The organism is Mycobacterium sp. P4_H6 (genome assembly GCF_056400845.1).
In genome coordinates, this window is record NZ_JBFUKN010000042.1 from 16,951 (window position 1) to 40,184 (window position 23,234).

At 68.9% G+C, this 23,234-nt stretch carries 21 protein-coding genes; 9 read left to right on the plus strand and 12 right to left on the minus strand.

Going from position 1 to position 23,234, the window contains the following annotated elements; all coding sequences use genetic code 11:
* Window positions 1-55: 55 nt before the first annotated feature.
* The gene (locus tag AC1DTF_RS18145; RefSeq protein WP_057165858.1) at window positions 56-1,477 is read left to right on the plus strand and encodes an aldehyde dehydrogenase family protein; all 1,422 of its coding nucleotides are present in this window, start codon (window positions 56-58) and stop codon (window positions 1,475-1,477) included.
* A 2-nt stretch (window positions 1,478-1,479) separates the two neighbouring features.
* Here AC1DTF_RS18145 and AC1DTF_RS18150 read toward each other — a convergent pair whose 3' ends face one another.
* Genes AC1DTF_RS18150 through tap form a run of 3 tightly spaced genes read right to left on the minus strand, consistent with a single transcriptional unit; the run spans window position 1,480 to window position 6,740 of the window.
* Entirely contained in the window at window positions 1,480-2,844 is a 1,365-nt protein-coding gene (locus AC1DTF_RS18150) for an FAD-binding oxidoreductase (protein ID WP_200962069.1), read from the minus strand.
* A gap of 10 nt (window positions 2,845-2,854) precedes the next feature.
* Window positions 2,855-5,449, minus strand: coding sequence for a helix-turn-helix transcriptional regulator (locus AC1DTF_RS18155; RefSeq protein WP_477475065.1), 2,595 nt, complete (start codon window positions 5,447-5,449; stop codon window positions 2,855-2,857).
* A gap of 49 nt (window positions 5,450-5,498) precedes the next feature.
* Complete coding sequence (gene tap / locus AC1DTF_RS18160) at window positions 5,499-6,740, minus strand: multidrug efflux MFS transporter Tap (RefSeq protein WP_477475066.1); 1,242 nt, start codon at window positions 6,738-6,740, stop codon at window positions 5,499-5,501.
* A 75-nt stretch (window positions 6,741-6,815) separates the two neighbouring features.
* On the opposite strand from tap, the gene AC1DTF_RS18165 reads away from it, so the two are divergent.
* Window positions 6,816-7,658: a uracil-DNA glycosylase gene (locus AC1DTF_RS18165; protein ID WP_477475067.1), complete on the plus strand. Its 843-nt coding sequence runs from the start codon at window positions 6,816-6,818 to the stop codon at window positions 7,656-7,658.
* Window positions 7,659-7,735: 77 nt separating this feature from the next.
* Window positions 7,736-8,788, plus strand: coding sequence for an LLM class flavin-dependent oxidoreductase (locus tag AC1DTF_RS18170; RefSeq protein WP_477475068.1), 1,053 nt, complete (start codon window positions 7,736-7,738; stop codon window positions 8,786-8,788).
* On the opposite strand, the gene AC1DTF_RS18175 is transcribed toward AC1DTF_RS18170, so the two are convergent.
* A complete protein-coding gene (locus tag AC1DTF_RS18175) occupies window positions 8,785-9,234 on the minus strand; it encodes a nitroreductase family deazaflavin-dependent oxidoreductase (protein ID WP_477475069.1) in 450 nt (149 codons plus the stop codon). The two genes, AC1DTF_RS18170 and AC1DTF_RS18175, sit on opposite strands and share 4 nt — an antisense overlap.
* A 4-nt stretch (window positions 9,235-9,238) precedes the next feature.
* On the minus strand, window positions 9,239-9,676 hold the full coding sequence (locus tag AC1DTF_RS18180; protein WP_057165864.1) for an HIT family protein: 438 nt from the start codon (window positions 9,674-9,676) through the stop codon (window positions 9,239-9,241).
* A 40-nt stretch (window positions 9,677-9,716) separates the two neighbouring features.
* Here AC1DTF_RS18180 and AC1DTF_RS18185 point away from each other — a divergent pair, with 40 nt between their 5' ends.
* Window positions 9,717-9,998 (plus strand): ribosomal protein L7/L12, encoded by a 282-nt coding sequence (locus AC1DTF_RS18185; protein WP_057165865.1) that lies wholly within the window; start codon window positions 9,717-9,719, stop codon window positions 9,996-9,998.
* On the opposite strand, the gene AC1DTF_RS18190 is transcribed toward AC1DTF_RS18185, so the two are convergent.
* Window positions 9,995-10,486, minus strand: coding sequence for a DNA-deoxyinosine glycosylase (locus tag AC1DTF_RS18190; RefSeq protein ID WP_477475070.1), 492 nt, complete (start codon window positions 10,484-10,486; stop codon window positions 9,995-9,997). The two genes, AC1DTF_RS18185 and AC1DTF_RS18190, sit on opposite strands and share 4 nt — an antisense overlap.
* A gap of 39 nt (window positions 10,487-10,525) precedes the next feature.
* Here AC1DTF_RS18190 and AC1DTF_RS18195 point away from each other — a divergent pair, with 39 nt between their 5' ends.
* Window positions 10,526-11,650: an adenylate cyclase regulatory domain-containing protein gene (locus tag AC1DTF_RS18195; RefSeq protein ID WP_477475071.1), complete on the plus strand. Its 1,125-nt coding sequence runs from the start codon at window positions 10,526-10,528 to the stop codon at window positions 11,648-11,650.
* Between the two features lie 15 nt (window positions 11,651-11,665).
* On the opposite strand, the gene AC1DTF_RS18200 is transcribed toward AC1DTF_RS18195, so the two are convergent.
* Window positions 11,666-13,909: a heavy metal translocating P-type ATPase gene (locus AC1DTF_RS18200; RefSeq protein WP_477475072.1), complete on the minus strand. Its 2,244-nt coding sequence runs from the start codon at window positions 13,907-13,909 to the stop codon at window positions 11,666-11,668.
* Window positions 13,906-14,115 (minus strand): cation transporter, encoded by a 210-nt coding sequence (locus tag AC1DTF_RS18205; RefSeq protein WP_057165869.1) that lies wholly within the window; start codon window positions 14,113-14,115, stop codon window positions 13,906-13,908. The genes AC1DTF_RS18200 and AC1DTF_RS18205 overlap by 4 nt, the downstream gene beginning before the upstream one ends.
* 61 nt (window positions 14,116-14,176) lie before the next feature.
* Here AC1DTF_RS18205 and AC1DTF_RS18210 point away from each other — a divergent pair, with 61 nt between their 5' ends.
* Window positions 14,177-14,806: a DUF305 domain-containing protein gene (locus AC1DTF_RS18210; RefSeq protein ID WP_477475073.1), complete on the plus strand. Its 630-nt coding sequence runs from the start codon at window positions 14,177-14,179 to the stop codon at window positions 14,804-14,806.
* Window positions 14,807-14,809: 3 nt separating this feature from the next.
* Here the strand turns inward: AC1DTF_RS18210 and AC1DTF_RS18215 are convergent, their stop codons facing one another.
* Complete coding sequence (locus AC1DTF_RS18215; RefSeq protein WP_477475074.1) at window positions 14,810-15,709, minus strand: AIM24 family protein; 900 nt, start codon at window positions 15,707-15,709, stop codon at window positions 14,810-14,812.
* 69 nt (window positions 15,710-15,778) lie between these two features.
* Between AC1DTF_RS18215 and AC1DTF_RS18220 the strand changes: the two genes are divergently transcribed.
* Together AC1DTF_RS18220 and AC1DTF_RS18225 are read left to right on the plus strand one after the other, a co-directional pair.
* Complete coding sequence (locus AC1DTF_RS18220) at window positions 15,779-15,982, plus strand: hypothetical protein (RefSeq protein WP_057165872.1); 204 nt, start codon at window positions 15,779-15,781, stop codon at window positions 15,980-15,982.
* A 72-nt stretch (window positions 15,983-16,054) separates the two neighbouring features.
* A complete protein-coding gene (locus AC1DTF_RS18225; RefSeq protein WP_477475075.1) occupies window positions 16,055-16,582 on the plus strand; it encodes a hypothetical protein in 528 nt (175 codons plus the stop codon).
* Window positions 16,583-16,599: 17 nt separating this feature from the next.
* Here the strand turns inward: AC1DTF_RS18225 and AC1DTF_RS18230 are convergent, their stop codons facing one another.
* The 3 genes from AC1DTF_RS18230 to AC1DTF_RS18240 form a co-directional block, all read right to left on the minus strand.
* The gene (locus tag AC1DTF_RS18230; RefSeq protein ID WP_477475076.1) at window positions 16,600-18,780 is read right to left on the minus strand and encodes a molybdopterin-containing oxidoreductase family protein; all 2,181 of its coding nucleotides are present in this window, start codon (window positions 18,778-18,780) and stop codon (window positions 16,600-16,602) included.
* Between the two features lie 73 nt (window positions 18,781-18,853).
* Window positions 18,854-20,770, minus strand: coding sequence for an ABC transporter ATP-binding protein (locus AC1DTF_RS18235; RefSeq protein ID WP_477475077.1), 1,917 nt, complete (start codon window positions 20,768-20,770; stop codon window positions 18,854-18,856).
* Window positions 20,767-22,488, minus strand: a complete 1,722-nt coding sequence (locus AC1DTF_RS18240) for an ABC transporter ATP-binding protein (protein ID WP_477475078.1) — start codon at window positions 22,486-22,488, stop codon at window positions 20,767-20,769. The genes AC1DTF_RS18235 and AC1DTF_RS18240 overlap by 4 nt, the downstream gene beginning before the upstream one ends.
* A gap of 170 nt (window positions 22,489-22,658) precedes the next feature.
* On the opposite strand from AC1DTF_RS18240, the gene AC1DTF_RS18245 reads away from it, so the two are divergent.
* Window positions 22,659-23,186 carry a DUF3558 domain-containing protein gene (locus tag AC1DTF_RS18245; protein WP_057165877.1) on the plus strand — a complete coding sequence of 176 codons (528 nt, stop codon included), beginning with the start codon at window positions 22,659-22,661 and terminating at the stop codon, window positions 23,184-23,186.
* Window positions 23,187-23,234 lie beyond the last annotated feature (48 nt).

A 23,234-nucleotide genomic window follows, 5' to 3' on the forward strand; every position in this document is an offset into this window, starting at 1 on the left:
CTCGAATAGCCGCAATTTCGTCCGCGCGCGGCGTCGATTGGGGAAGGTGGTCTGCATGCGCCAATACCTGAAGTTCTTCATCGACGGTGACTGGGTCGACCCGATACAGCCCGCGACCCTCGACGTCGACAACCCGCGCACCGAGCAGGTGTCGGGCCGGATCGCGCTCGGATCGGCCGCCGATGTGGACAAGGCCGTGCGGGCCGCCCGGGCGGCCTTCCCGGCCTGGTCGGTGACCAGCCGCGAGGACCGGCTGGCCGTGCTGGGCGCCATCCTCGCCGAGTACCAGAAGCGCATGGGCGACCTGGCCGAAGCGGTCGCCGAGGAGATGGGTGCCCCGCCCGGGCTGGCCGGCGGCCCGCAGGTCAACCTGGGCCTGGGCCACCTCGCCGCGGCCATCGAGGCCCTCACGAACTTCGAGTTCGAGTCCGACCGTGGCGCCACCCGGGTGATCAAGGAGCCGATCGGGGTCTGTGGGCTCATCACGCCCTGGAACTGGCCGCTGAACCAGATCGCGGCCAAGGTGTATCCGGCGCTTGCCGCGGGCTGCACCATGGTGCTCAAACCGTCCGAGGTGGCCCCCTACTCCGGTCAGATCTTCACCGAGATCATCAGCGCCGCAGGCCTTCCCGCCGGTGTCTACAACATGGTCTTCGGTGACGGCCCCGGTGTCGGTGCGGCCATCTCCGGTCATCCCGACATCGACATGGTGTCCTTCACCGGGTCCACCCGCGCCGGTATCGAGGTCGCCCGCAACGCCGCGCCCACCGTGAAGCGGGTGAGCCAGGAACTCGGCGGGAAGAGCCCGAACATCGTGCTCGACGATGACGCGTTCGCCAAGGGGGTGGCCGCCGGTGTCTCGGCGATGATGCTCAACAGCGGCCAGAGCTGTAATGCCCCCTCGCGCATGCTCGTGCCGAACTCCAGGATGGATGAGGCGGTGGCGATCGCCCGGGAGGTCGGCGCCGCGGTCACGGTCGGCGATCTGGAGGACAAGACGGCCATCGGGCCGGTCGCCTCCAAAATCCAGTTCGACAAGATTCAGGGGCTCATCCAGCAGGGCATCGATGCCGGCGCCGATCTGGTCGTCGGCGGTACCGGGCGCCCCGACGGGCTGGACACCGGGTACTACGTGCGGCCCACCGTGTTCGCGAACGTCAAGAACGACATGGTGATCGCCCGGGAGGAGATCTTCGGCCCGGTGCTCTGCATCCTGGGTTACGACGATCTCGATCAGGCCATCGAGATCGCCAACGACACCGATTACGGTCTGGCGGGCTACGTCTGGGCCGGTGACATCGAGAAGGCCCGCGAGGTGGCGCGCCGGATCCGCGCCGGCTCGGTGGCCATCAACCACGCCTTCGATATCGCCGCACCGTTCGGCGGGTACAAGTCCAGCGGCAACGGCCGCGAGTGGGGCGATTTCGGCTTCCACGAATACCTGGAGGTGAAGGCCGCCCTGGGCTACGCGGGTTAGAGCTACAACCCGGCGCCGGGATTCAGGATGCCCGCCGGGTCCAGCGCGGCCTTGATCTTGCGGTTGAGTTCCATCGCCTCGGGCCCCAGATAGCCTGCCAGCCAAGGTTTCTTGAGTCGCCCGACGCCGTGCTCGCCGGTGATGGTGCCGCCCAGCGACACCGCCAGGTCCATGATCTCGCCGAACGCCACCTCGGCGCGGCGGGCCATGTCGGCATCGGCGGGGTCGAAGACGATCAGCGGATGGGTGTTGCCGTCGCCGGCGTGGGCGATCACCGAGATCAGCAGATCGTGGTGGGCGGCGATCTTCTCGATGCCGGCCACCAGGTGGGCCAGCGCCGGCAACGGCACCCCGACATCCTCGAGCAGCAGTGACCCCTTGGCCTCCACCGCCGGGATGGCGTAGCGCCGGGCCACCACGAACGCTTCGCCCTCGGCCGGGTCGGAGGTCGAGAACACCTCCGTTGCACCGGCTTCGGTGAACACGCCGGCCATGAACTCGGCGTCCTCGGCCCCAGCGGGCCCGCGGTCGTCGGAGGCCGCGACCATCATCGCGGCGGCATTGCGGTCCAGCCCCATCTTCAGTTTGTCTTCGACGGCGTTGATGGCCACCGAATCCATGAACTCCAGCATGGACGGCCGGATACGCCCCGTGATGGTGACGACGGCGTCGGCGGCCGCCTGAACCGAGTCGAAGGTGGCGACCACGGTGCACGGTGTGTGCTGCGGTGGCAACAGTCGCAGGGTCACCTCGGTGATCACCCCGAGGGTGCCCTCGCTGCCGACGAACAGCTTGGTCAGGCTCAGCCCCGCAACGTCTTTCAGTCGTGGGCCGCCCAGGCGCACCGCGGTGCCGTCGGCCAGTACCACCTGCAGCCCCAGCACGTAGTCGGTGGTGACGCCGTATTTGACGCAGCACAGCCCGCCGGCGTTGGTGGCGATGTTGCCACCGATGCTGCAGATCTCGAAGGAGGACGGGTCCGGCGGGTACCACAGGCCGTATTCGGCGACCGCCGCCTTGACCTCGGCGTTGAGCAGACCGGGCTGGGCGACGGCGGTGCGGGTCGCCGGATCGACGGTGATATCGCGCATCCGCTCGGTCGAAAGCATCACCGCGCCGTCGAGCGCGGTCGCGCCGCCGGACAGTCCGGTACCCGCGCCGCGCGGCACCACGGCGATACCGTGGGCGGTGGCCCAGCGCARCACCGTCTGCACCTCCTCGGTGCGGCGGGGCCGCACCACGGCCAGCGCAGTGCCGGCGTCGGGGTCGGCGGCCCGGTCCTGGCGGTAGGACGCGACGATATCGGGGTCGGTGACAACGCTGCCCTCGGGCAGAGCGGCCACCAGGTCATCCAGCGCGGAACTCACGGCCGCCAGTCTAGGGTCGGCGGCGTTTGAACAGTTTGGCCAGTTCCTCGCGGGTGGTGGTGCCGGTCTTGGCCATGGCCCGGTAGATGTGGCCCTCCACCGTGCGCACCGAGAGGTTCAGCCGTTCCGCGATGACGCGACTGGAGCTGACACCCGCCGCAAGCAGCGCCACCACTTCGCGTTCCCGCGGTGTCAGCGGGATCCGCTCGGCGGCCTGTTCGGTCGCCGGAGTGACGACACCGCATTCGCGGGCCAGGTCATCGGCCCGGGTGGAGCAGGTCAGCATCGAACCGCGGCGTCCCTCATGCCGATAGATGATCGCGGCCTGGGCGGCCGCATCCGCCGCGGCCACCGGATCGCCCATCTGCTCGTATTCATCGGACAGCAGGCTCAGCGCGTGGGCCTCGCGATCGCGCAGCGCCGCGGCGAACCGGGCGGCCAAACCTGCCCGCGGACCGTCGACGATCGCTGCCAGCTCGGCCAGCCGGTCCGCGTGCGTCCGGTCGCCGAACTGGGCAGCGGTCTGCAGGCAGAACACCTCCGCGGCGAATTGCCGCTTCTCGCCGCACTTTTGGGCCGCCTCGGCCAGGATGTCGATCGCCTCGCCGACCGTGCCCTGGCTGGCCGACACCCAGGCCCGGCCCACGCTGCGTTCATGATCCAGGGACCGGAACGGGCGCTCCACGGCATCGAGGCCGTCCAGGATCTCGGCCGCCTCCTCGGTGGCTCCGCGCATCGCCGCCGCCGTCGCCCTGGCCACGCTGTAGCGGAACCCCCACCCGGTCGAGTGGCTCGCCATCACCACCGCGACCTGATCGAAAAGCTCGGCCGCGGTGTCGAGTCGGCCGCGGGCGAGGGCAGCCCGGGCCGCGATGGCAGGCCCCAGCGAATGGGCGACGCCGGGCAGATCGGTGGCCTCCAGCCGGGCCTGTTCGGCCACCTTCTCCGCGTCGGCGAGGCGACCGGCCAGGACCAGCGCGGTGAGCTCGGAGTCCGCCAGGTTGAACCGGATGTGCGGGGTGTCGAACGCATGCGCCGACGTCCGGTAGCCGATCTCGGTGAGGTCCAGCGCGTCGGCGGTGCGTCCGGCATCGGCGGCGACGGTGGCCAGCGCCCACGCGGCCTCGCTGCCGACGAACTCCGGAAGATTATGCAGGGAAAGCAGTTTCGCGCACCGCTCGGCTTCCTGCGGCTGATCCATGGCGAACCAGTACACGGTCAGGAACGCGTCGAGCCATTGCCGGCCGTCGGCGTTCAGCTCGGCGTACACCTCGTCGACATGAGACTTGGCGTCGGCCGGGCGGCGTAGAGCCCACAGCAGATTGCTGGCGCGCAGGTGGGCGAACCTGGCGCGCTCGGTGTCGGGCAGATCGGTAGTGCTCAAGCCGGCGAGCACGTCCTCGGCTTCCTGCCCGCGGAACAGCCAGGACAGCGCGTGCGCCCGCAGGTAGGTGGCCTCCGGACCGGCGCCGGCGTGTTCGGCGGCAGAGGCCAGGCGCTCGGCAAGGGACAGGTCGGCCAGCCGGGTCGCGCCCTGGGCCGCCCGCACCAGCAGCGCAGGGTTCGGGGTCAGATCCGAGTCGACGCTCAGGGTGGCCCGGCGCACCGCGACCCGCATGTCGTCGGCACGGTTGCCTGCCGCGAGTTCGGTGGCGATCCGGCCGCGCAGCCTGCGCAGCGTGGCCACCGGCGTCCGGGTCCGGCGCATCTCGCCGTAGAGCGGGTGCGATACCCGCGCCTCCACCCCGTCACCGTTGTCGTGCAGGGCGATCAGTCCGCGGACATTGGCCTCCTCGACCGCCTCGGTCGAGGTGATCCGCTGCAGGATCGACAGTTCCAGCGGCTCGGCGACGGCCAGGGCGTCCACCACATCGCCGACGGCCGGGGTCAGATCCCCGAACCGGGATTCGATCAGCTCCACCAGATTGGTCGGCAGGACCGGCAGGCCCACCCAGTGCCAGCTGCCGTCGCGCTGCTGCAGCCGGCCGTCGGTCAGCTCCTGCTCGACGATGTTGCGCAGATACAGGGCATTGCCGCGGGTCAGTTGCCAGAGCCGGTGCGCGGCGTCGGAGTCGACGGGCCCGTCCAGGGCCGCCGCGAGCAGTTCGGCGCTGTCCTGTTGCCGCAGCGGACCCACATCGAGCCGGTCGAACGGGTGGTCCTTCCAGATCTCGCGCACGCTGTCGGGGATGGGGTCACCTTCGCGCACGGTGAGGATCACCCGGGCCGCACCCCGCTGCACCACCTGGTGCAGCACGAATGCCGAGAGGTCGTCCAGCAGTTGCGCGTCGTCGATCCCGAGCAACGCGGGAGCGCCCCTCGGTGTCGAGGTGATCGCCTCGATCACACCCCGCACCAGCTGCAGGCGGTCCCCGTCGGGATCGCCGGCCCAGGCCGCGAACGCGCCGAGCGGCAAACCCCTGGCGGCCGTCGTCCCGACGATCCAGCGCGGGTTCGCCCCCTTCAGGGCCTCCCGGACCAGACGGCTCTTGCCGACGCCCGCGGCCCCGGAGACCACGATCCCGCTGAGGTCCGGTGCCGTCACGGCCGCCCGAATGGTGTGTATCTCCGCCGCTCTCCCCACGAGTGGCCAATTCACGCGCACGTCAGCAGCGTAGGAGTCGTGATGGCGTTGTGCAGGGTAAACGCGGAGTTCAGGCGTTGGGCCCCGGCTCGACGGGTCGGTCGAGTTCTCGCAGGGACGGCAGCCCGATGGCCGCCAGGCCGAGCAGCAGCATCGGTAGCGACAACGCCAGGAAGGTCGTCTGCAACCCCGCCGAGTCGGCGAGCGGGCCGGCGAGCACCAGGCCGAGCGGGCCCGCCGCGTAGGCCAGCGAGCCCATCACACCGACCACCCGGCCGCGCAGATGCGCCGGGGCATTGGTCTGCATGACGTAGTTGTAGATCGGCTGGATCGGCCCGTAGACGAAGCCGACCACCGCCGAGAGCGACAGGATCACCGGCAGCGGCGGCAGGAACGCGATGATCGTCATCGCCACGCCGAGGGTGATGACAGCGATGAGCATGGTGACGCGGCGCTTGACGAATGTGGCCAGCACCGCATAGCTCAGTGCGCCGATGAGACCACCGATGGACAGCGCCATCAGCACCCAGCCCAGCTGCGCGGGCTCATTGCGGTCGGTGAAGTACTTGGGGAACAGCACCGCTTCCATCGGCATGTAGAGCCCGGTAGCGGTCAGATCGATGATCGCGAGGGTGCGCAGCACCTTGAGGTTCCACACGAACTTCAGGCCCTCGACGACACCGGTCCACACCTTGTCGGGCAGCGCACTGCGGTCGGGCTTTCCGGTGCCCTCCAATTTCAGCACCGAGATGGCCGCAATGGAACAGCCGAAGGCGGCCGCGGTCACCCACATCGTCTCGATACCGCCGAGGGTGGCGATGAGCATCCCGCCGATACCGGGCCCGACGATGTAGGCCAGGTTGAACACGGCCTCGTAGACGCTGTTGGCGTGGTCCAGCGTCCAGCCCGCCCGGGTTGCCGCCTCGGGCAGCATGGTTTCCCGGGCCGTCATACCGGCCGGATCGAATGCCGCACCCAGCGCGGCCAGTCCGGCCAGCACCGCGACGTTGATGGCGTCGACTCCGAAGATCAGCGCCACCACCGGGACGGCGGCCACCGACAGCGCCGACAGCAGATCGGAGATCATCGAGACCCGGCGGCGGCCGATGTAATCCACCGCGGCACCGGCGATCACCGTGGACACCAGCAGCGGCAGGGTGCCCGCCATCGCCACCACGGACGCCTCGACGGCAGAACCGTTGCGCTGCAACACCAGCCATGGGAACGCGATCATCGAGATACCGTTGCCGGCGCCGGCCATCAAGGCGGCGAACAGGATCAGGTACGCCGGACCGCGGCTGCGAGTGTTCATCGGTATCGCGGCGAATCTAGCAGCGCGATCACCGGCGGGACCATCGAATTTCTCCCGACGGTGCAGGATGGACGGGTGCCTGTAGGACAGCCCGGGGAGCGACGCCTCCCGCATCCGCGGACCGGACGGCGATTCCCGTCGCCGGTCCCGCCCGGTGCGGGATGGCCCGGTGACCCGGCCCGCCCGGACACTCCGGTCGCCCACGACGGGGCCGACGTGGCCGATCTGGCGGGCCGACTGCGCACCGTCGCCGAACTGGACGCCGAGACCAGTGTGTGCCGGGCCTGCCCGCGGCTGGTCGAGTGGCGCGAGGAGGTGGCGGACACCAAACGGCGGGCTTTCGCGGAGGAGCCGTACTGGGGGCGCCCGGTCCCGGGGTGGGGGGCGCGCCGGCCCAAGGTGCTGATCGTCGGGCTGGCGCCGGCCGCGCACGGCGCCAATCGCACCGGCCGGGTGTTCACCGGTGACCGGTCCGGGGACCAGCTGTTCGCGTCGCTGTACCGGGCCGGCCTGGTGAACTCACCGCTGAGCGTGGATGCCGCGGACGGTCTGCGCGCCAACGGGGTTCGTATCGTGGCGCCGGTGCGGTGCGCGCCGCCGGCGAACAAGCCGACCCCGGCCGAGCGGGCCACCTGCGCACCCTGGCTGCAGGCCGAATGGCAGCTGGTGTCCCCGCATGTGCGGGTTGTGGTGGCGCTCGGCGGGTTCGCCTGGCAGGTGGTGCTCGGCATGTTGGCCGATCAGCTTGCCGGGCAACCGAAACCGGTGTTCGGGCATGCGGTGCGCTATCCGCTGCCGTCCGGGCTCACCCTGGTGGGCTGCTACCACCCCAGTCAGCAGAACATGTTCACCGGCCGGCTCACCCCGGCGATGCTCGACGACGTCTTCACCCTCGCCGCCGGACTTGCGCACAAGTAGTGACGCTCAGCGTTACGAATCGTGCGGAAATCGCGGGGGCTGGGAACGAACGGGGCGCCGCGGGCGTTGCAACCTTAATGCGTCTTTCCGTTCTCGACCTCGTCCCGGTCCGCAGCGATCAGAGCACCTCGGATGCGCTGGCGGCGACGGTGCGACTGGCTCAGACCGCCGACCACCTCGGATACACCCGGTACTGGGTGGCCGAGCACCACAACATGGCCTCGGTCGCCGCGACCAGCCCGCCGGTGGTGCTGGCCTACCTGGCCGCCCAGACCTCCCAGGTGCGGCTCGGCTCGGGTGGGGTGATGCTGCCCAACCACGCGCCGCTGGCCGTCGCCGAGCAGTTCGCCCTGCTGGAGGCCGCCGCCCCCGGCCGTATCGACCTGGGGATCGGGCGTGCACCCGGGTCGGACCCGGTGACGTCGATGGCGCTGCGCGGTGCCCGAGCCCAGAACGACGAGGACATCGAGCGCTTCCCCGAATACCTCGACCACGTCGCGGCGCTGATGAGCACCCGCGGAGCCCGGGTCGAACTGTCCCGCGGCATGCTGGCCCAGCAGGAATACGTCCTCAAGGCCACCCCGGCCGCGGTCGGTGAGCCCCGGCTGTGGCTGCTGGGTTCGTCGATGTACTCGGCACACCTGGCCGCCGCCAAGGGCCTGCCCTACGTGTTCGCCAACCACTTCTCCGGGCAGGGCACCGCCGAGGCGCTGGCCGCCTACCGCGCCGAGTTCCGGCCCAGTGAGCTGCTGACCGAACCGACCACCTTCATGACGATCAACGCGTCGGTGGCCGATACCCGCGACGAGGCGCTGCGGCTGCTGCTGCCCAACCTGCAGATGATGGCCCGGCTGCGCACCGGTCGCACCCTCGGCCCACTCGATCTCGTCGAGGACGCCGAAGCCGCGCAGCTCTCCGCGCAGGAACAGCTGATCGTCGACTCGGGTCTGGCCCGCACCGTGGTGGGTGACCCGGCCGAGGCAGCCGACCAGATCCGGTCGGTGGCAGCACAATTCGATGTCGATGAGGTGATGGTCTCACCCGTGGCCTCCGCGTTCCGGGGCACCGATGTGCGCACCGCGCCGGGCCGGGACCTGACGCTGGAACTGCTCGCCAAAGAGCTGCTCTAGGGCGAGAGCACCACCACCGGGATCGGGCGGGTGGTGCGCTTCTGGTAACCGATATAGCGGTCCTTGTTCCCGCGCATGTCGTTGACGATCCGCCACAACCGCGGGAAGTCGGGATCGTCGGGGAACACCGCCCTGGCGGTCACCGGAAACCGCTTCGGGCCGACGTTGATCTCGACCCGCGGGTTGGCCTTCAGATTGTGATACCAGCCCGGAGCCTTGGGTTCGCCGCCCTTGGAGGCCACCACCAGGTAGTCGGCGCCGTCGCGGGCATAGGTCAGCGAGTTCGCGCGCTGCTGCCCGGTCTTGGCGCCCACGGTGTGCAGGATGAGCGCCGGCGGACCGAACGGGATGGTGTGCCCGATCCGCCCGTCGGTCGCCTTGTAGAGCTTGTCGTGCAGCAACAGCATCGGGAGGCCGATGTAACGCTCCCACGGAGGCATACCCATGGGCTCAATCCTGCGCGGCTTCGTCGAGTTGCGCCAGTGCCGCGCGCAGCAGCCGTCCGGACTCTTCCCGATCGGCGTCGCGGCGCACCAGCATGCCCTTGGCGAAGGCCAGCTTGTCGCCGTCGTGCCGGGGTACCACGTGCAGGTGGATGTGGAACACACTCTGAAACGCCGCTTTGCCGTCGTTGATGGCGATGTTGTTGCCGTCGGCGTGCAGCCCCGAGGCCCGGGCGGCGCGGGCGATGCGCTGCCCGAGGACGGCCATCGCGGCGACCGTCGCCGGCGGGGTGTCGGTCAGATCCACCGCGTGTTGCTTGGGGAACACCAGGGTGTGCCCGCGGGTGAACGGCCGGATGTCGAGGATCGCCAGCAGGTCCTCGTCCTCGTGGATACGGATGGCAGGGGCGTCACCGGCGGCGATGGCGCAGAACACGCAGGACATGCCGCCACGGTAGCCGCTGCGCGTCCTCTAGAGTTCGGCCATGGGACTGTTCGGTGGCTCGGACGACGATCTGCACCGCCGGGTCGAGGAGTTGGAGCGCCGCGTCGCCGCGTTGGAGCGGGCGCTGCACACCGGTTATCGGCAGTCGGGGGAGCTCACCGAGACGTCCGGCTCGGAGATCGGTGACCCGCGGTCGGGCGTCACCGAGATGGTGCGCCAGTTGGCCCTGCAGGGCAACAAGATTGCGGCGATCAAGCTGCTGCGCGACGAGACCGGGATGGGTCTGCGGGAGGCCAAGAACGCCGTCGACCGGCTGGCCTAACGCCGCAGCGCCGCCCGCCAATGTGCGAGTTTGTCGGCGAACCGCATGGTGTGCGCCGGGCTTGTCGACGGCAGCCGGAGGCCGCGGACCGCGGGGGCGGCGCGCACCAGGCGATGGTAGTTGGCCTCGGCGGCGGCTCCGTTGAACAGTAGTAGATCGATCTGCGGACGATCCCGCAGAAATGCGCCGAAATCGTTGGGCACCATGCTGTCCCGTTCCACCGCGGCGTCCAGGCTGCCGGCGCGACGGCAGGACCGCAGCACATCCCACACCGCGATCTGGTGTCCGGCGAGTTCGGAAACCCGCTGTTCGTACGGTGCTGCGCCGTCGAATCCGAGGATGTCGGCCATGACCGGCCAGAAGGCGTTGCGCGGATTGCCGTAATACTGCCCCGATGCCAGCGACATCACGCTGGGCATGTTGCCCAGGATCAGCACGGTGGGGTCGGCACCGACGATCGGCGGCAGTCCGTGCAGCAATTCGTTCACCGACCCGATGATGCCTGCCCGCCGGTATAGGTTGGCCCGGTGGGTAGCGACTTCGATATCGAGGCCTCGGGTCTGCTCGACGGCTTGGAGGGCAGGGCCCGCGCCGACCGGGCCGAATTGATCCCGTGGTTGCTCGACCAGGGTGTGACGATCGAGCAGATCCGGGATTCCGATGAGCCGGTGCTGCTGGCATCGCGACGGATCCTCGGCGACGACGGCGACTACGTATCCGCGCGCGAGATCAGCGACAGCACCGGAATCAATCTGGATTTGCTGCAGCGTATCCAGCGGGCGCTCGGCCTGCCGCGGGTGGACGACCCGGACGAAGCCGCGCATCTGCGGGTCGACGGTGAGATTGCCAGCTATGCACGGCATTTCGTCGACATGGGCATCGATGAGGACAATATCGTTCTGGTCGTCCGGGCGCTGGCGGACGGGTTGTCGAAGACGGCGGAGGCGATGCGGTTCACCTCGATGGCGGCGGTGATGGCGCCGGGCGTCAGTGAGCTCGACGTCGCCGTCGCCTCCGAAGCATTGTTGCGACAGGTAAATCCGCTGCTCGGCCCGATGATCGAGGACATGCTGCGGCTGGAGCTGCGGCGCACCATGGAGACGGACGCGGTGACCGCGGGGGAGCGGGCCGCGGGCCGCCCCCTTCCTGGTGCGCGCGAGGTAACGGTCGCGTTCGCCGATCTGGTCGGTTTCACCAAGCTGGGGGAGGCGGTGCCGCCGGAGGAACTGGAGGGGCTGGCGAACCGCCTCGTCGAGGCCACCCATGACGTGGTGGCGCCGCCGGTGCGGTTCATCAAGTCGATCGGTGACGCCGTGATGCTGGTGAGTCCGGAGCCGCTGGCCCTGCTGACGACGATGTTGGCGCTGCTGGAAGCCGCGAGCGCCGACGACGAGTTCCCCCGGCTACGCGTCGGTCTGGCGTCCGGGATGGCGGTCAACCGCAGCGGCGACTGGTTCGGCAGCCCGGTCAACCTGGCCAGCCGGGTCACCGGCGCGGCCCGGCCCGGTGCCGTCCTGGCGACCGAAGCGGTGCGGGACGCGGTCGGCGACGACTCCGGGGTCGAATGGTCCTTCGCCGGTGCCAAACGCCTCAAGGGCATCAGGGACGACGTGAAGTTGTTCCGGGCACGGTACGTGTCGGGTCAGCCGTGATGTCCAGTGTCGCGCTCAGCCGGCCGAAAAGCGGCGCAGCCGCAGGCTGTTGGTCACCACGAACACCGAACTGAAGGCCATCGCGGCACCGGCGATCAGCGGGTTGAGCAGCCCCGCGGCCGCCAGCGGCAGGGCGGCGATGTTGTAGGCGAACGCCCAGAACAGGTTGCCCTTGATGGTGCCCAGGGTGGCCCGCGACAACCGGATGGCGTCGACGGCGGCACGCAGATCGCCGCGCACCAGCGTCAGATCCGAAGCCTCGATGGCCACATCGGTGCCGGTCCCCATGGCCAGCCCAAGATCGGCCTGCGCCAGTGCCGCGGCGTCGTTGACGCCGTCGCCGACCATGGCGACCACCCGGCCGTCGGCCTGCAGGCGTTTGATCTCGTCGACCTTGCCCGCAGGCAGCACATCGGCGACCACGCGCTCGATACCCAAGTGCGCGGCCACCGATTCCGCGGCGCGGCGATTGTCGCCGGTCAGCAGCACCGGGGTGAGCCCGAGCGCCCGGAAACCCGAAACAGCCTCGGCGGCATCGTCCTTGATGGTGTCCGCGACCACGACGACGGCACGGATCTGACCGTCGGTGGCGAACCAGATCGGCGTCTGCCCCTGTTCGGCGGCCGCATCGGCGGCCCGGACCAGCTCCCCGGGCGTCGTCAACGACCAGTCGTCACGCAGCCAGCTGACCCGTCCGGCGGCGGCCGCCCGGCCGTCCACCACACCGGTCACCCCGAGGCCACCGTGATTCTCGAAGTCGGTGACCGCGGGCAGCGGCCCGCGTTCGGCGGCGTGGCCGGCGATGGCACGGGCGATCGGATGCTCGGAGCCGTTCTCCAGGGCGCCGACCGATCTCAATACGGCGTCCGGGTTTTCGCCGTCGGCGGCATACACCGCCACCACCGACATACGACCGGTGGTGATGGTCCCGGTCTTGTCGAGCACCACGGTGTCGACCCGGCGGGTCGACTCGAGCACCTGCGGGCCCTTGATCAGGATGCCCAGCTGCGCTCCGCGGCCGGTGCCGACCAGCAGCGCCGTCGGCGTGGCCAGGCCCAGCGCGCAGGGGCAGGCGATGATCAGGACGGCGACAGCGGCGGTGAACGCGGCAGCGACCGATCCGTCACCGAAGATCAACCAGCCCAGCAGGGTCAACAGTGACAGCACCATGACGATCGGCACGAAGACCGCCGAGACCCGATCGGCGAGACGCTGCACCTCGGCCTTGCCGCTCTGTGCCTCGGAGACCAGCCGCGCCATCTGCGCGAGCTGGGTGTCGGCCCCGATGTGGGTGGCGCGCACCTCAAGACGCCCGCCCACGTTCACCGTCGCACCGACGACGTTGTCGCCCTCGGTCACCTCGACCGGCACCGGCTCCCCGGTGAGCATCGACGCATCGACGGCGGATCTGCCCGCGGTGATCACGCCGTCGGTCGCGATCTTCTCGCCGGGGCGCACCACGAATACGTCACCGACGGCGAGTTGGCTTATGGGAATGCGGATTTCGGTGGCAGCGTTTCCCCCCGTCGTTGCGCTCGCCCCGTCTCGCAGCACCGCGACGTCCTTGGCGCCCATGTGCAACAGCGCGCGCAGCGCGGCGCCGGACTGACGTTTGGCGCGTGCCTCGAAGTAGCGCCCGGCGAGCAGGAAGGTCGTCACCGCCGCGGCGACCTCCAGGTAGAGGTGCGGCTCTGAGCTGGTGGAGATCAGCTCGAACGGCATCTTCATCCCTGGCATGCCGGCGTGGGTGAAGAACAGCGCCCACACCGACCACGCGTAGGCGGCGATCACACCCACCGAGATGAGGGTGTCCATCGTCGCCGCACCGTGGCGCAGATTCGTCCAGGCCGCCTTGTGGAACGGCCAGGCGCCCCACACCACGACCGGTGAGGCCAGTGTGAAGGCCAGCCACTGCCAGTTGTCGAACTGCAGCACCGGGACCATCGACAGCAGCACCACCGGTACGGCCAGTGCCGCCGAGATCAGCAGCCGCTGACGCCAGGGCGCCGACTCGTCGGGCTCGTCGGGTTCGGTGGGAGCAGCGTCGTTTTCGGGCGGCAGCGCCGCGGTGTAACCGGTCGCCTCGACCGCGGCCACCAGGTCCTCCGGTGAGACGCTGTCGGGGAAATCGACCCGAGCCTGCTCGGTGGCGAAGTTCACGCTGGCCTGGACACCGTCGATACGGTTGAGTCGCTTCTCGATTCGCGCCGCGCACGACGCACAGGTCATGCCGCCGACGTCGAGCGTCAGAGTGCTCATGCTGACAGGGCGGGACTCACGTCGTACCCGCTGTCCTCGATCGCGGCGGTGACGGCGCCGACATCGGCGCTACCGTCCACGGTGACTTTGCCGCCGGCCAGGTCGACATCGACGGAGGTGACGCCGGCCAATGGGGTGACCGCAGCGGTGATCGCCGACACGCAGTGGCCGCAGCTCATACCTTGGACCTCAAGAACCATGCTCATGCCGCCATGATATACCGGTAGGGGGTATGGGTAAATAGCTTCGTTCTGCGAGGAGGAACACATGATGCGCACACCGGCAAAGGTGATCGCGACAGCCGCGGTCGCCGCGCTGCTGCTGGCCGGCTGTACCGATCAGTCGGCTCAGACCAGCGGGGATGGTCATACCGACCATGACCACGGGACCAGTCACAACGGCAGCGGTGCGAGCCCGGGGCCGGCCGTCGACGGCGCCTCGGCGCACAACAACGAGGACGTCATGTTCGCCCAGCACATGATCCCGCACCACAGTCAGGCGGTGGAGATGGCCGACATCCTGCTGGCCAAGGATGATGTCGACGCGCGCGTGACCGAACTCGCCAAGGAGATCAAGGCGGCGCAGGCTCCCGAGATCGAGCAGATGCAGGGCTGGCTGACCAGTTGGGGTAACCCGCCGATGCCGGCGATGGACCACGGCTCGATGGAGGGCATGGTGGCGCCCGCCGATATCGAGAAGCTCAAGGCGGCCTCCGGCCCAGAGGCCACCACACTGTTCCTGAACCAGATGATCGGTCACCACGAGGGCGCGATCACGATGGCGAAGAGCGTGCTCGACGGCGGTCAGTTCGAGCCGGCCAAGACCATGGCGAAGGCGATCATCGACAGCCAGCAGCACGAGATCGACGAGATGAAGGCGATTCTCGACTCGCTCTAGGCGTTACTGCGCCGGGTAGGTGATGCCCTCCGAGGGCTGCACGATCACGAAGCCCTGTCCATGGAAGGCGACCTGCACCGCTTCGCCGGACCCGCGACCGATCAGGGCGCCGGCCTTGAAGCTGGTCTTGAGCTGGGTCTGCAGGTTCGCCGACCAGGCCACCACCGCATTGGTGTCGGCAAAGGTCGGCGCCTCGGCAGCATTGAGCACCACCGGGGGGCCGTCGGTGGTCAGGGCGACCCACCCGCTGCCGCGCAGCGTGGTGTTGAACAGTCCGCCGGTGGCGATACTGCCGCCCTTGACCCGCTCGATGTTCCAGTCCAGGCTCGCCGAGAAGGCCAGCACGTTCTTGCCGCTGATGGACAGCCCGGAGTTGGTCAGCTGCAGCAGGTGCACGTAGTTGGCCTGCTCGGCGAGAAAGACGTCGCCCTGGCCCTGGCAGCGCATCAAGGGCAGTCCCTCGCCGGTCAGCGCCTTCTTCAAGAATTTCCCGGCGCCGCCGCCCTCGAAGGCGAAGTCCACATTGCCCTGGTAGGCGACCATGGAGCCCTGCCGCGCCATGAACGGCTCACCGAGCCGGACGCGCAGCAGCCGCTCGTTCTGCAGGGCGATCGCCTTGGATTCCTTCTCGCTGAACCGGCCGTYGATCAGCTCGCCGCTGATGCCGGCGAAGCCGTCGCCCTGGGGCTGGGGTGCCTGGCCATGAGGGTCATGATGCTGGGCCGCCTGCTGCGGCGCACCCTGGGGTTCGAACTGCTGGGCGGGCGGCGCCTGCGCCCGTGCGCCGCCGAGCGGCGCGGTGTGGACCTGTCCCTGCTGGGATACCTGATCGGTCCAATTCTGGCCGTCATACCAGCGGTACTCGAAGCGGCCCTCGGGGTCGCGCAACCATTGACCACTCACCGTGTACTCCTCAACAACTCAGCCGATTCGATGCGTACAGGATCACCTTAGGCTGGCATTCTTGGATGTATGGCAGGTGACGAGATCGACCGGGTCCGGGCGAAGAGCGCATTGGCAGTGGTCAAGGAGCATCCGGGGATGGTGCTGTTCCTGGCCTCGCCGGCGATCCTCGCGGTGGCCGCCGTCTGGTGGCTGGCCGGTGCCGGCTGGGCGGGACTGCTGCTGGTCGCGCTGGTGCTGGGCGGCGGAGTGGCCCTGCTCAGAAAGCGCTAGCACCGATCATCAGGGCTTTCGCTGTGTGAGAACACTGCCCACCGCGCGTTGTAACGGTGTAATCATGTAATCATGAGACATCATCAGCACGGGCGGCGCGGCTCCGCCGACGCCGTCACCGATGCCGCGGACTGGTTCGCCGGGCGCCTGCCCGACGGCTGGTTCGCCGGTGATCCGACCGTTGTGGTCGATCGCGAAGAAATCACGGTGATCGGGCAGTTACCCGAATCCGACGGTGACGAGAGTGCGGCCCGGGCCTCCGGCCGGGTGGCCAAGTTCCGCGAGGAAACCCGCGGCGAGCGGATGCGCATCGCCGACGAGGCCCAGGATCGCTTCGGTCGCAAGGTCTCGTGGGGTGTGCAGGCCGGCGGTGAACGCACCCTGTTCACCCATATCGCCATCCCGGTGATGACCAGGCTCAAACAACCGGAGCGCCAGGTGCTCGACACCCTGGTCGATGCCGGTGTCGCCCGCTCACGCTCGGATGCCTTGGCGTGGTCGGTGAAACTGGTCGGCGAGCACACCGAGGAATGGCTGGCCAAGCTGCGCGAGGCCATGACCGCGGTCGACGATGTGCGCGCGGAGGGCCCGAACCTGTAGTGATGTCGGCGCTCGACTCAGCGAACGTCAGCGCGCCGAAGTAGCTCGATGGCGACGTGGGTGCCGCCCAGCGCCGAGGTCTGYGACAACGGATCCAGGGCGGCGCCGTCGACCAGCAGATTGCGGTTCACGCCGTAGGTCTGCGGCGCCGCACCGGAGCGTGGATCGAAAACCCCCGAACCCCAACCGTGTTCCATCACCACCAAACCACGGCGGGGCCGGTCCGACAGCGCTGCGGTGATCTCGACCGAGCCGACCGCCGACGTCACCCGCACGGTGTCGCCATCGCCGATGTCCAGTGCGGCCCCATCCTCGGGGTGGACGAAGACGACGTTGCGCTTTCCGGACGGATGCAGGCCGGGCAGTTCGTTGAGCCACGAGTTCATCGCGTGCCGGTTGCGCCGGTTGCCCAGCAGGAAAGGGAAGTCCGGCTCCGTGCGGGGGCCGGCGCCCGCCAGCAGCTCGCGGGTGCGCGCGACGAACTCCGCCGGTGCCACCTGCACCTTCTTGTCCGGGGTCCGCAGCGCGGCGCGGAAATGCCCGAACTCGCGGGGCCCCAGCACCAGGCCGTGCGGATTGTCACGCAGATCCCGCCATTTCAGCTTGCGGCCGTTGACCTTCCGGGACGTCGCGATCATCAACCGGTTGATCCAGTGCGGACCGAACGCCAGGCCGGGACGTCCGGTCGCAGCGGCGGCCCGCCGGCTGGACCGGATGAAACCGTTGAGACCGCGGGCACCGAACAGCGGCCGCTTCATCGCCAGCGCCAGGTCCACGAAGATCCGCCACTCCTCACGGGCCTGCGGCGGCGGGTCGACGGCCCGGGCACCGAACTGGACGAACGGTTCGTCGTGCATGCTGCTGGTGAAGGCCAACAGGTCGTCGCGCTCCAACCAGTGCACCGCGGGCAGCAGCCAGTGCGCGTGACGGTGGCTCTCGCGTTGCACGAAATCGATGGCCACCAACAGATCCAGCTGTTGCAGGGCGGAATCGAGCCGGGCGCCGTCGGGACCGGATATCACCGGGTTGCCGGAGTTGATCACCAACGCCCGGATCTGTCCTTGCCCGGGCGTGAGGATCTCATCGGGCAGTTCGGCCAGCGCGTGGGCGCCGGCCACCATCTCGCGCCCGGCCACCCGGCTGCGGTGCGGCGCGGTCTCGGCCAGACCGGCCAGTCGAAGCGTGTCGACGTAGCCGGGTTCGAACCGGCGGCCGCCGGGCCGGTCCATCCGGCCGGTGATGACGTTGAGCACATGCCCCAGCCATTCGGCGACGGTGCCGGTCTCCTGTAGGGACACCCCGGTCCGGGTGATCACCATCGCACCGGGCGCCGCAGCGAAATCCCGTGCCAACTGCTCGATCTCATCGCAGGGGATATCGCAGCGGGCGGCCAGATCGGCGAGGTCGCACGCGGCCACCAGCGCACGGATCTCCGGCATGCCGGAAGCCAGGTCGGCACAGTCACCCACGTGTTCGAGGCGGGCGTCCAGGATGACCTTGACCATCGCCAGCAGCAGCGCCCAGTCCTGGCCCGGGTGCACGGCCAGATGGGTGTCGGCCTTGTCTGCGGACTCGGTACGCACCGGGTCGACCACCACGATGCGCGCGCCGTGCCGCTGACGATCCAGTGCGCGGCGCCACCCGCCGGGCGCGGACTCCAGCCAATTCCAGGCGCTGACAGCCGGGTTCGCGCCGACCAGCAGGAAGAAGTCGCAGTTGTCGATATCGGAGACCGGCACCATCAGGGCCGATCCGTACATCGCCTGCGCGACCACGTGGACGGCATTCTGGTCCACCGACCCGACGGCATAGCGATTGCGGGTACCGACCGCGTCCAGCCAGCCGTTCATGAACACCAGGTTCGACGACGAGTAGCCGGCCGGGTTCCCGTAATAGGCGCCGACCGCGTCCGGCCCGTCGGCGTCGATCAAACGGTTCATCCGGTCGGCAATGTCGCGCAACGCCTCGTCCCACGAGGCCTCGACGTAGCGGTCGCCGTCCCGGCGCATCGGTGCCACCACGCGGCGCGGATGCTCGACCACCGCGGCCGCGGTGCGCCCCTTCGCGCAGAAATCGTGCCAGCTGTGCGGGTTGAGTTTGTCCGCGGCGATCTTGCGGACCCGGTTGTCCTCGACGGTGATCTCCACGCCGCACGTTGCCAGGCAGTACCGGCAGAAGGTGTGCACGGTGTCGGCCATATCGCCATACTGCCCAACGGGTTCCGGCGCTGTCCGGGGATTGGAATTGAGCAGGGTGCTTGATCGGGCTCGGCTACTTCCCGTCGCTCCGCAGCGCTGAACTCGCCCCGACCGACATCGCCCAGTACTCGCCGTGGCGTTCCAGCAGTTCGGTATGGGTGCCCCGCTCCACGATGCGCCCGGCCTCCATCACCAGGATCTGGTCCGCGTCGCGGATGGTGGACAGCCGGTGCGCGATGATGAAACTGGTCCTGTCCCGCCGCAATTCGGCCATCGCCTGCTGGATCAGCAATTCGGTTCGGGTGTCCACCGAACTGGTCGCCTCGTCCAGGATCAGCAACGCCGGCCGGGCCAGCACCGCCCGGGCAATGGTGATCAGCTGTTTCTCACCGGCGCTGATGGCGCCACCGTCATCGCCGACCCGGGTGTCGTACCCGTCGGGCAGGGTCTGCACGAAACGCTCGACGTGCGCGGTGCGGGCAGCCTCGTGCACTTCGTCGGGTGTGGCGTCGGGGCGGCCGTAGGCGATGTTGTCGTAGATGGTGCCGCCGAACAACCAGGTGTCCTGCAGCACCATGCTGATCCGGGCGCGCAGCACCTGGCGGGGCAGCGACGCGATATCCACCCCGTCGATCGTGATCCGGCCCGCGTCGATGTCGTAGAAGCGCATCAGCAGATTCACCAGCGTGGTCTTGCCCGCACCGGYCGGGCCGACGATGGCCACCGTCGAGCCGGGCTCGGCGATCAGGGACAGATCCTCGATCACCGGGGTGTCGGGCCGGTAACCGAACGAGACATGCTCGAACTCGACGCGACCGCCCCTGGAGGCCGGCGCGGCGGCGGTGGGTTCGGCCGACTCTTCCGGCGCGTCGAGCAGATCGAAAATCCGCTCCGCGCTGGCAATCCCGGACTGCAGCGAGTTGTACATCGATGCGACCTGCGTCAGCGGCTGGTTGAACTGGCGAACGTACTGGATGAACGCCTGGATGCCGCCCAGCGTGATCTGACCGGTGGCGACCTGGATACCGCCGACGACCGCGACCGCCACATAGCTGAGGTTGCCGATGAACGTGGTGGCCGGCGAGACCAGTCCGGACAGGAACTGGGCGCCCAGACTGGCGCGGTACACCTCACCGTTGAGTTCGGTGAACCGTTCGGCGGCCGCGGCACGGTGACCGTAGGTCTTCACCACGGTGAATCCGCTGTAGGTTTCCTCGATATGGGCGTTGAGCCGGCCCGTGTTGGTCCACTGCGCCACGAACAGCTTCTGTGAGCGACGGGCGATGGTGCGGGTCGCCAGCAGCGACAGCGGCACCGTCACCACCGTGATCAGAGCCAGCAGCGGCGAGATCGTCAGCATCGCCACCAGCACGGCCAGCACCGTCACCAACGCGGTCAGCAGTTGGCTGATCGTCATGGCCAGCGAGGACTGCACGTTGTCGACATCGTTGGTGACGCGGCTGAGCAGTTCGCCGCGCTGCCGGCCGTCGACATAGGACAACGGCAGTCGGTGCACCTTGTGCTCGATCTCGGTGCGCAGCGCCGCCATGGTGCGCTGCACCACCACGTTGAGGATGCGGGCCTGCAACCAGACCAGCAGCGCGGCAACCAGATACAGACCCAGCGCGAGCGAGAGGGTGTGCGCGACGGCGGTGAAGTCGACCCCCCGGCCGGGCACCACGTTCATCCCGGAGAGCAGATCGGCGAAGGTTCCCTCACCACGGGCCCGGGCCGCCTCGACGGCCTGATCCTTGCTGAGCCCGGCGGGCAACTCGCGGCCGATCACTCCGTTGAACAACAGGTCGGTGGCGTGACCGAGGATACGCGGCCCGATCACACCGATCGCGATACCGCCCACGGCGAGCGCGATCACCAGTGCGGTCAGACTGCGTTGCGGGGCCAGCCGTTTCAGCAGCCGGACCGCCGCGCCCGTGAAATCGCGCGACCGTGCCGCCGGGGGTTCCGCCATACCGCGGATCGGCCTGGTCATCCCCGCACCGACTGCGAGTCCACGAATTCCGCGTAGGTGGGGCAGTCCGTCAGCAGCGCCTCGTGGGTGCCCGCGCCGACCACCCGGCCGTCGTCGATGACGATCACCTGATCGGCCTGCGCCACCGTCGAGATCCGCTGCGAGACGATGATCACCGTCGCTGTCGCGGACACCTCGCGCAGTGCCGTGCGCACCCGGGCGTCGGTGTGCACGTCCAGTGCCGAGAACGCATCATCGAACAGGTAGATCGCCGGTCGCCGGATCACCGCGCGGGCGATGGCAAGTCGCTGCCGCTGGCCGCCGGAGAAGTTGATCCCGCCCTGCGCGACGCGCATCTGCAGGCCGTCGGGATGAGCGCGGACGAAATCGTCGGCGGCCGCTACCCGAAGCGCGTCCCACATCTCGTCCTCGGTCGCGGATGCCCTGCCGTAGTGCAGGTTGTCGGCGATGGTGCCGGAGAACAGGTACCCACGCTGCGGCACCAATCCGACAGTCGCCCACAGGTCTTCGGGATCGAAATGGCGCACGTCGACGCCGTCGAGGCGGATGGTTCCCGCCGTGACGTCGTACAGCCTGCTGATCAGGGATATCAGGGTGGATTTGCCCGAACCGGTGCTCCCGACGATCGCGGTCACCGTGCCGGGCCCGGCGGTGAACGAAACATCCTGCACGACGGCGCGATCCGCGCCCGGATAGCTGAAGGTGGCGCCGGCCAGGTGCACCTCGCCGGCGACKGGAGCGGGGGCGGGGTCCTGCGGTGCCGTGATCTCCGGTGCGGTGGAGAGCACTTCGGTGATCCGCTCGGCGCACGCCGACGCGCGGGGCAGCAGCACCACCAGGAAGGTGGCCAGCAGGACCGCGTACAGGATCTGCATGAAGTAGGCCAGGAACGCGATCAGCGAACCCACCTGCATCTGGCCGTCGTCGATGCGCTGCCCGCCGAACCAGATGAGGGCGACGCTGGAGATGTTGATGACCAGCGTCGTCACCGGCAGCATCAGCGCCTGCCAGCGCCCGGCGCTCAGCGCGGTATCGGTGAGCGCCCGGTTGGCCTCGTCGAACCGGCTGCGTTCCAGGGGTTCGCGTGCGAAGGCCCGGATCACCCGGATCCCGGAAAGCTGTTCGCGCATCACCCGGTTGATGTTGTCGATGACGCGCTGCATGGTGCGGAAGATCGGCATCAGCCGCGACACCAGCCACCCGTTGGCCAGCGCCAGGATCGGCACGCTGATCAGCAGCAGCCAGGACAGCCCGGCGTCCTGGTGGATGGCCATCGCGATACCGCCGATGCCTATGATGGGCGCGGTGATGAGCATGGTGCTCGTCATCTGGACCAGCAACTGGATCTGCTGAACGTCGTTGGTGGTCCGGGTGAGCAGTGTCGGTGTCCCGAACCGCGCGGTCTCCACCGCGGAAAAGCCGAGCACGTGGGAGAACATCGCGCCCCGCAGATCGTGGCCGAACCCCATGCTGGCCCGCGACCCGAAGAACACCGCGCCGACGGCGCACACCACCTGAAGTGCGGTGACCCCCAGCATCACCAGGCCGAGGTGCACGATCCGCGTCGTATCGCCCACCGCAACGCCTTCGTCGATGATCGCGGCGTTGACCGTCGGCAGATACAACGAGGCCAGCGTGCTGATCACCTGCAGGCCCGCCACCACGGAGAGCAACCCCCGGTACGGCTGCACATACCGGCGCAGCAGGGCGAGCAACATCTGGCTACTGTCGCACACCCACCTGTAGAACCCGGTGTGGGACCGGGACACGAAAAGGCAGGTCAGTCGGTATGTCAACGGTTCCGCGCCGACCGGCCGCTACAGTGCATGTCGTGACCCCCAGAAGCGGCCATGCTGTCCCTCACGGACGGCTCACTCGTGCAGCGAAGATGCTGGTGGCCGCCGCTGCGGTGCTCCCCGTGGTGGCAGCCTGTTCCAGTTCCGACGACCCCGCCACACCCTCGGTGCCGCCGAGTACCGAGGCGGCGCCGGCCGCTCAGCACGGCCCGGATTTCCCGGAATGCGGCGGCATCACCGACCAGACCATCTCGCAGCTGACCGAGGTCGTCGGGCTGGTGAACACCGCCCGCACCTCGGTGGGCTGCCAGTGGCTGGCCGGCGGCGGCATCGTCGGCCCGCACTTCTCCTTCACCCACTTCCGGGGCAGCCCCATCGGGCGGGAACGCAAGACCGAGGAACTGTCCCGCGCCAGCGTGGAGGACATCAGCATCGAGGGCCAGAACGGATTCATCGCCATCGGCGAAGACCTGGTGCTCGGGCCCAGCCTGTGCGAGATCGGCATCCAGTTCGACGATGACTTCATCGAATGGTCGGTCAGCTTCGCCCAGAAGCCCTACCCGGATGCTTGCGAAGTCGCCAAGGAACTCACCCGCCAGTCGATTGTGAACGCCAAATGATGCGCCGCGCCGTGAAACGTCCGCTGACCGTGGTGATTGCGCTGCTGG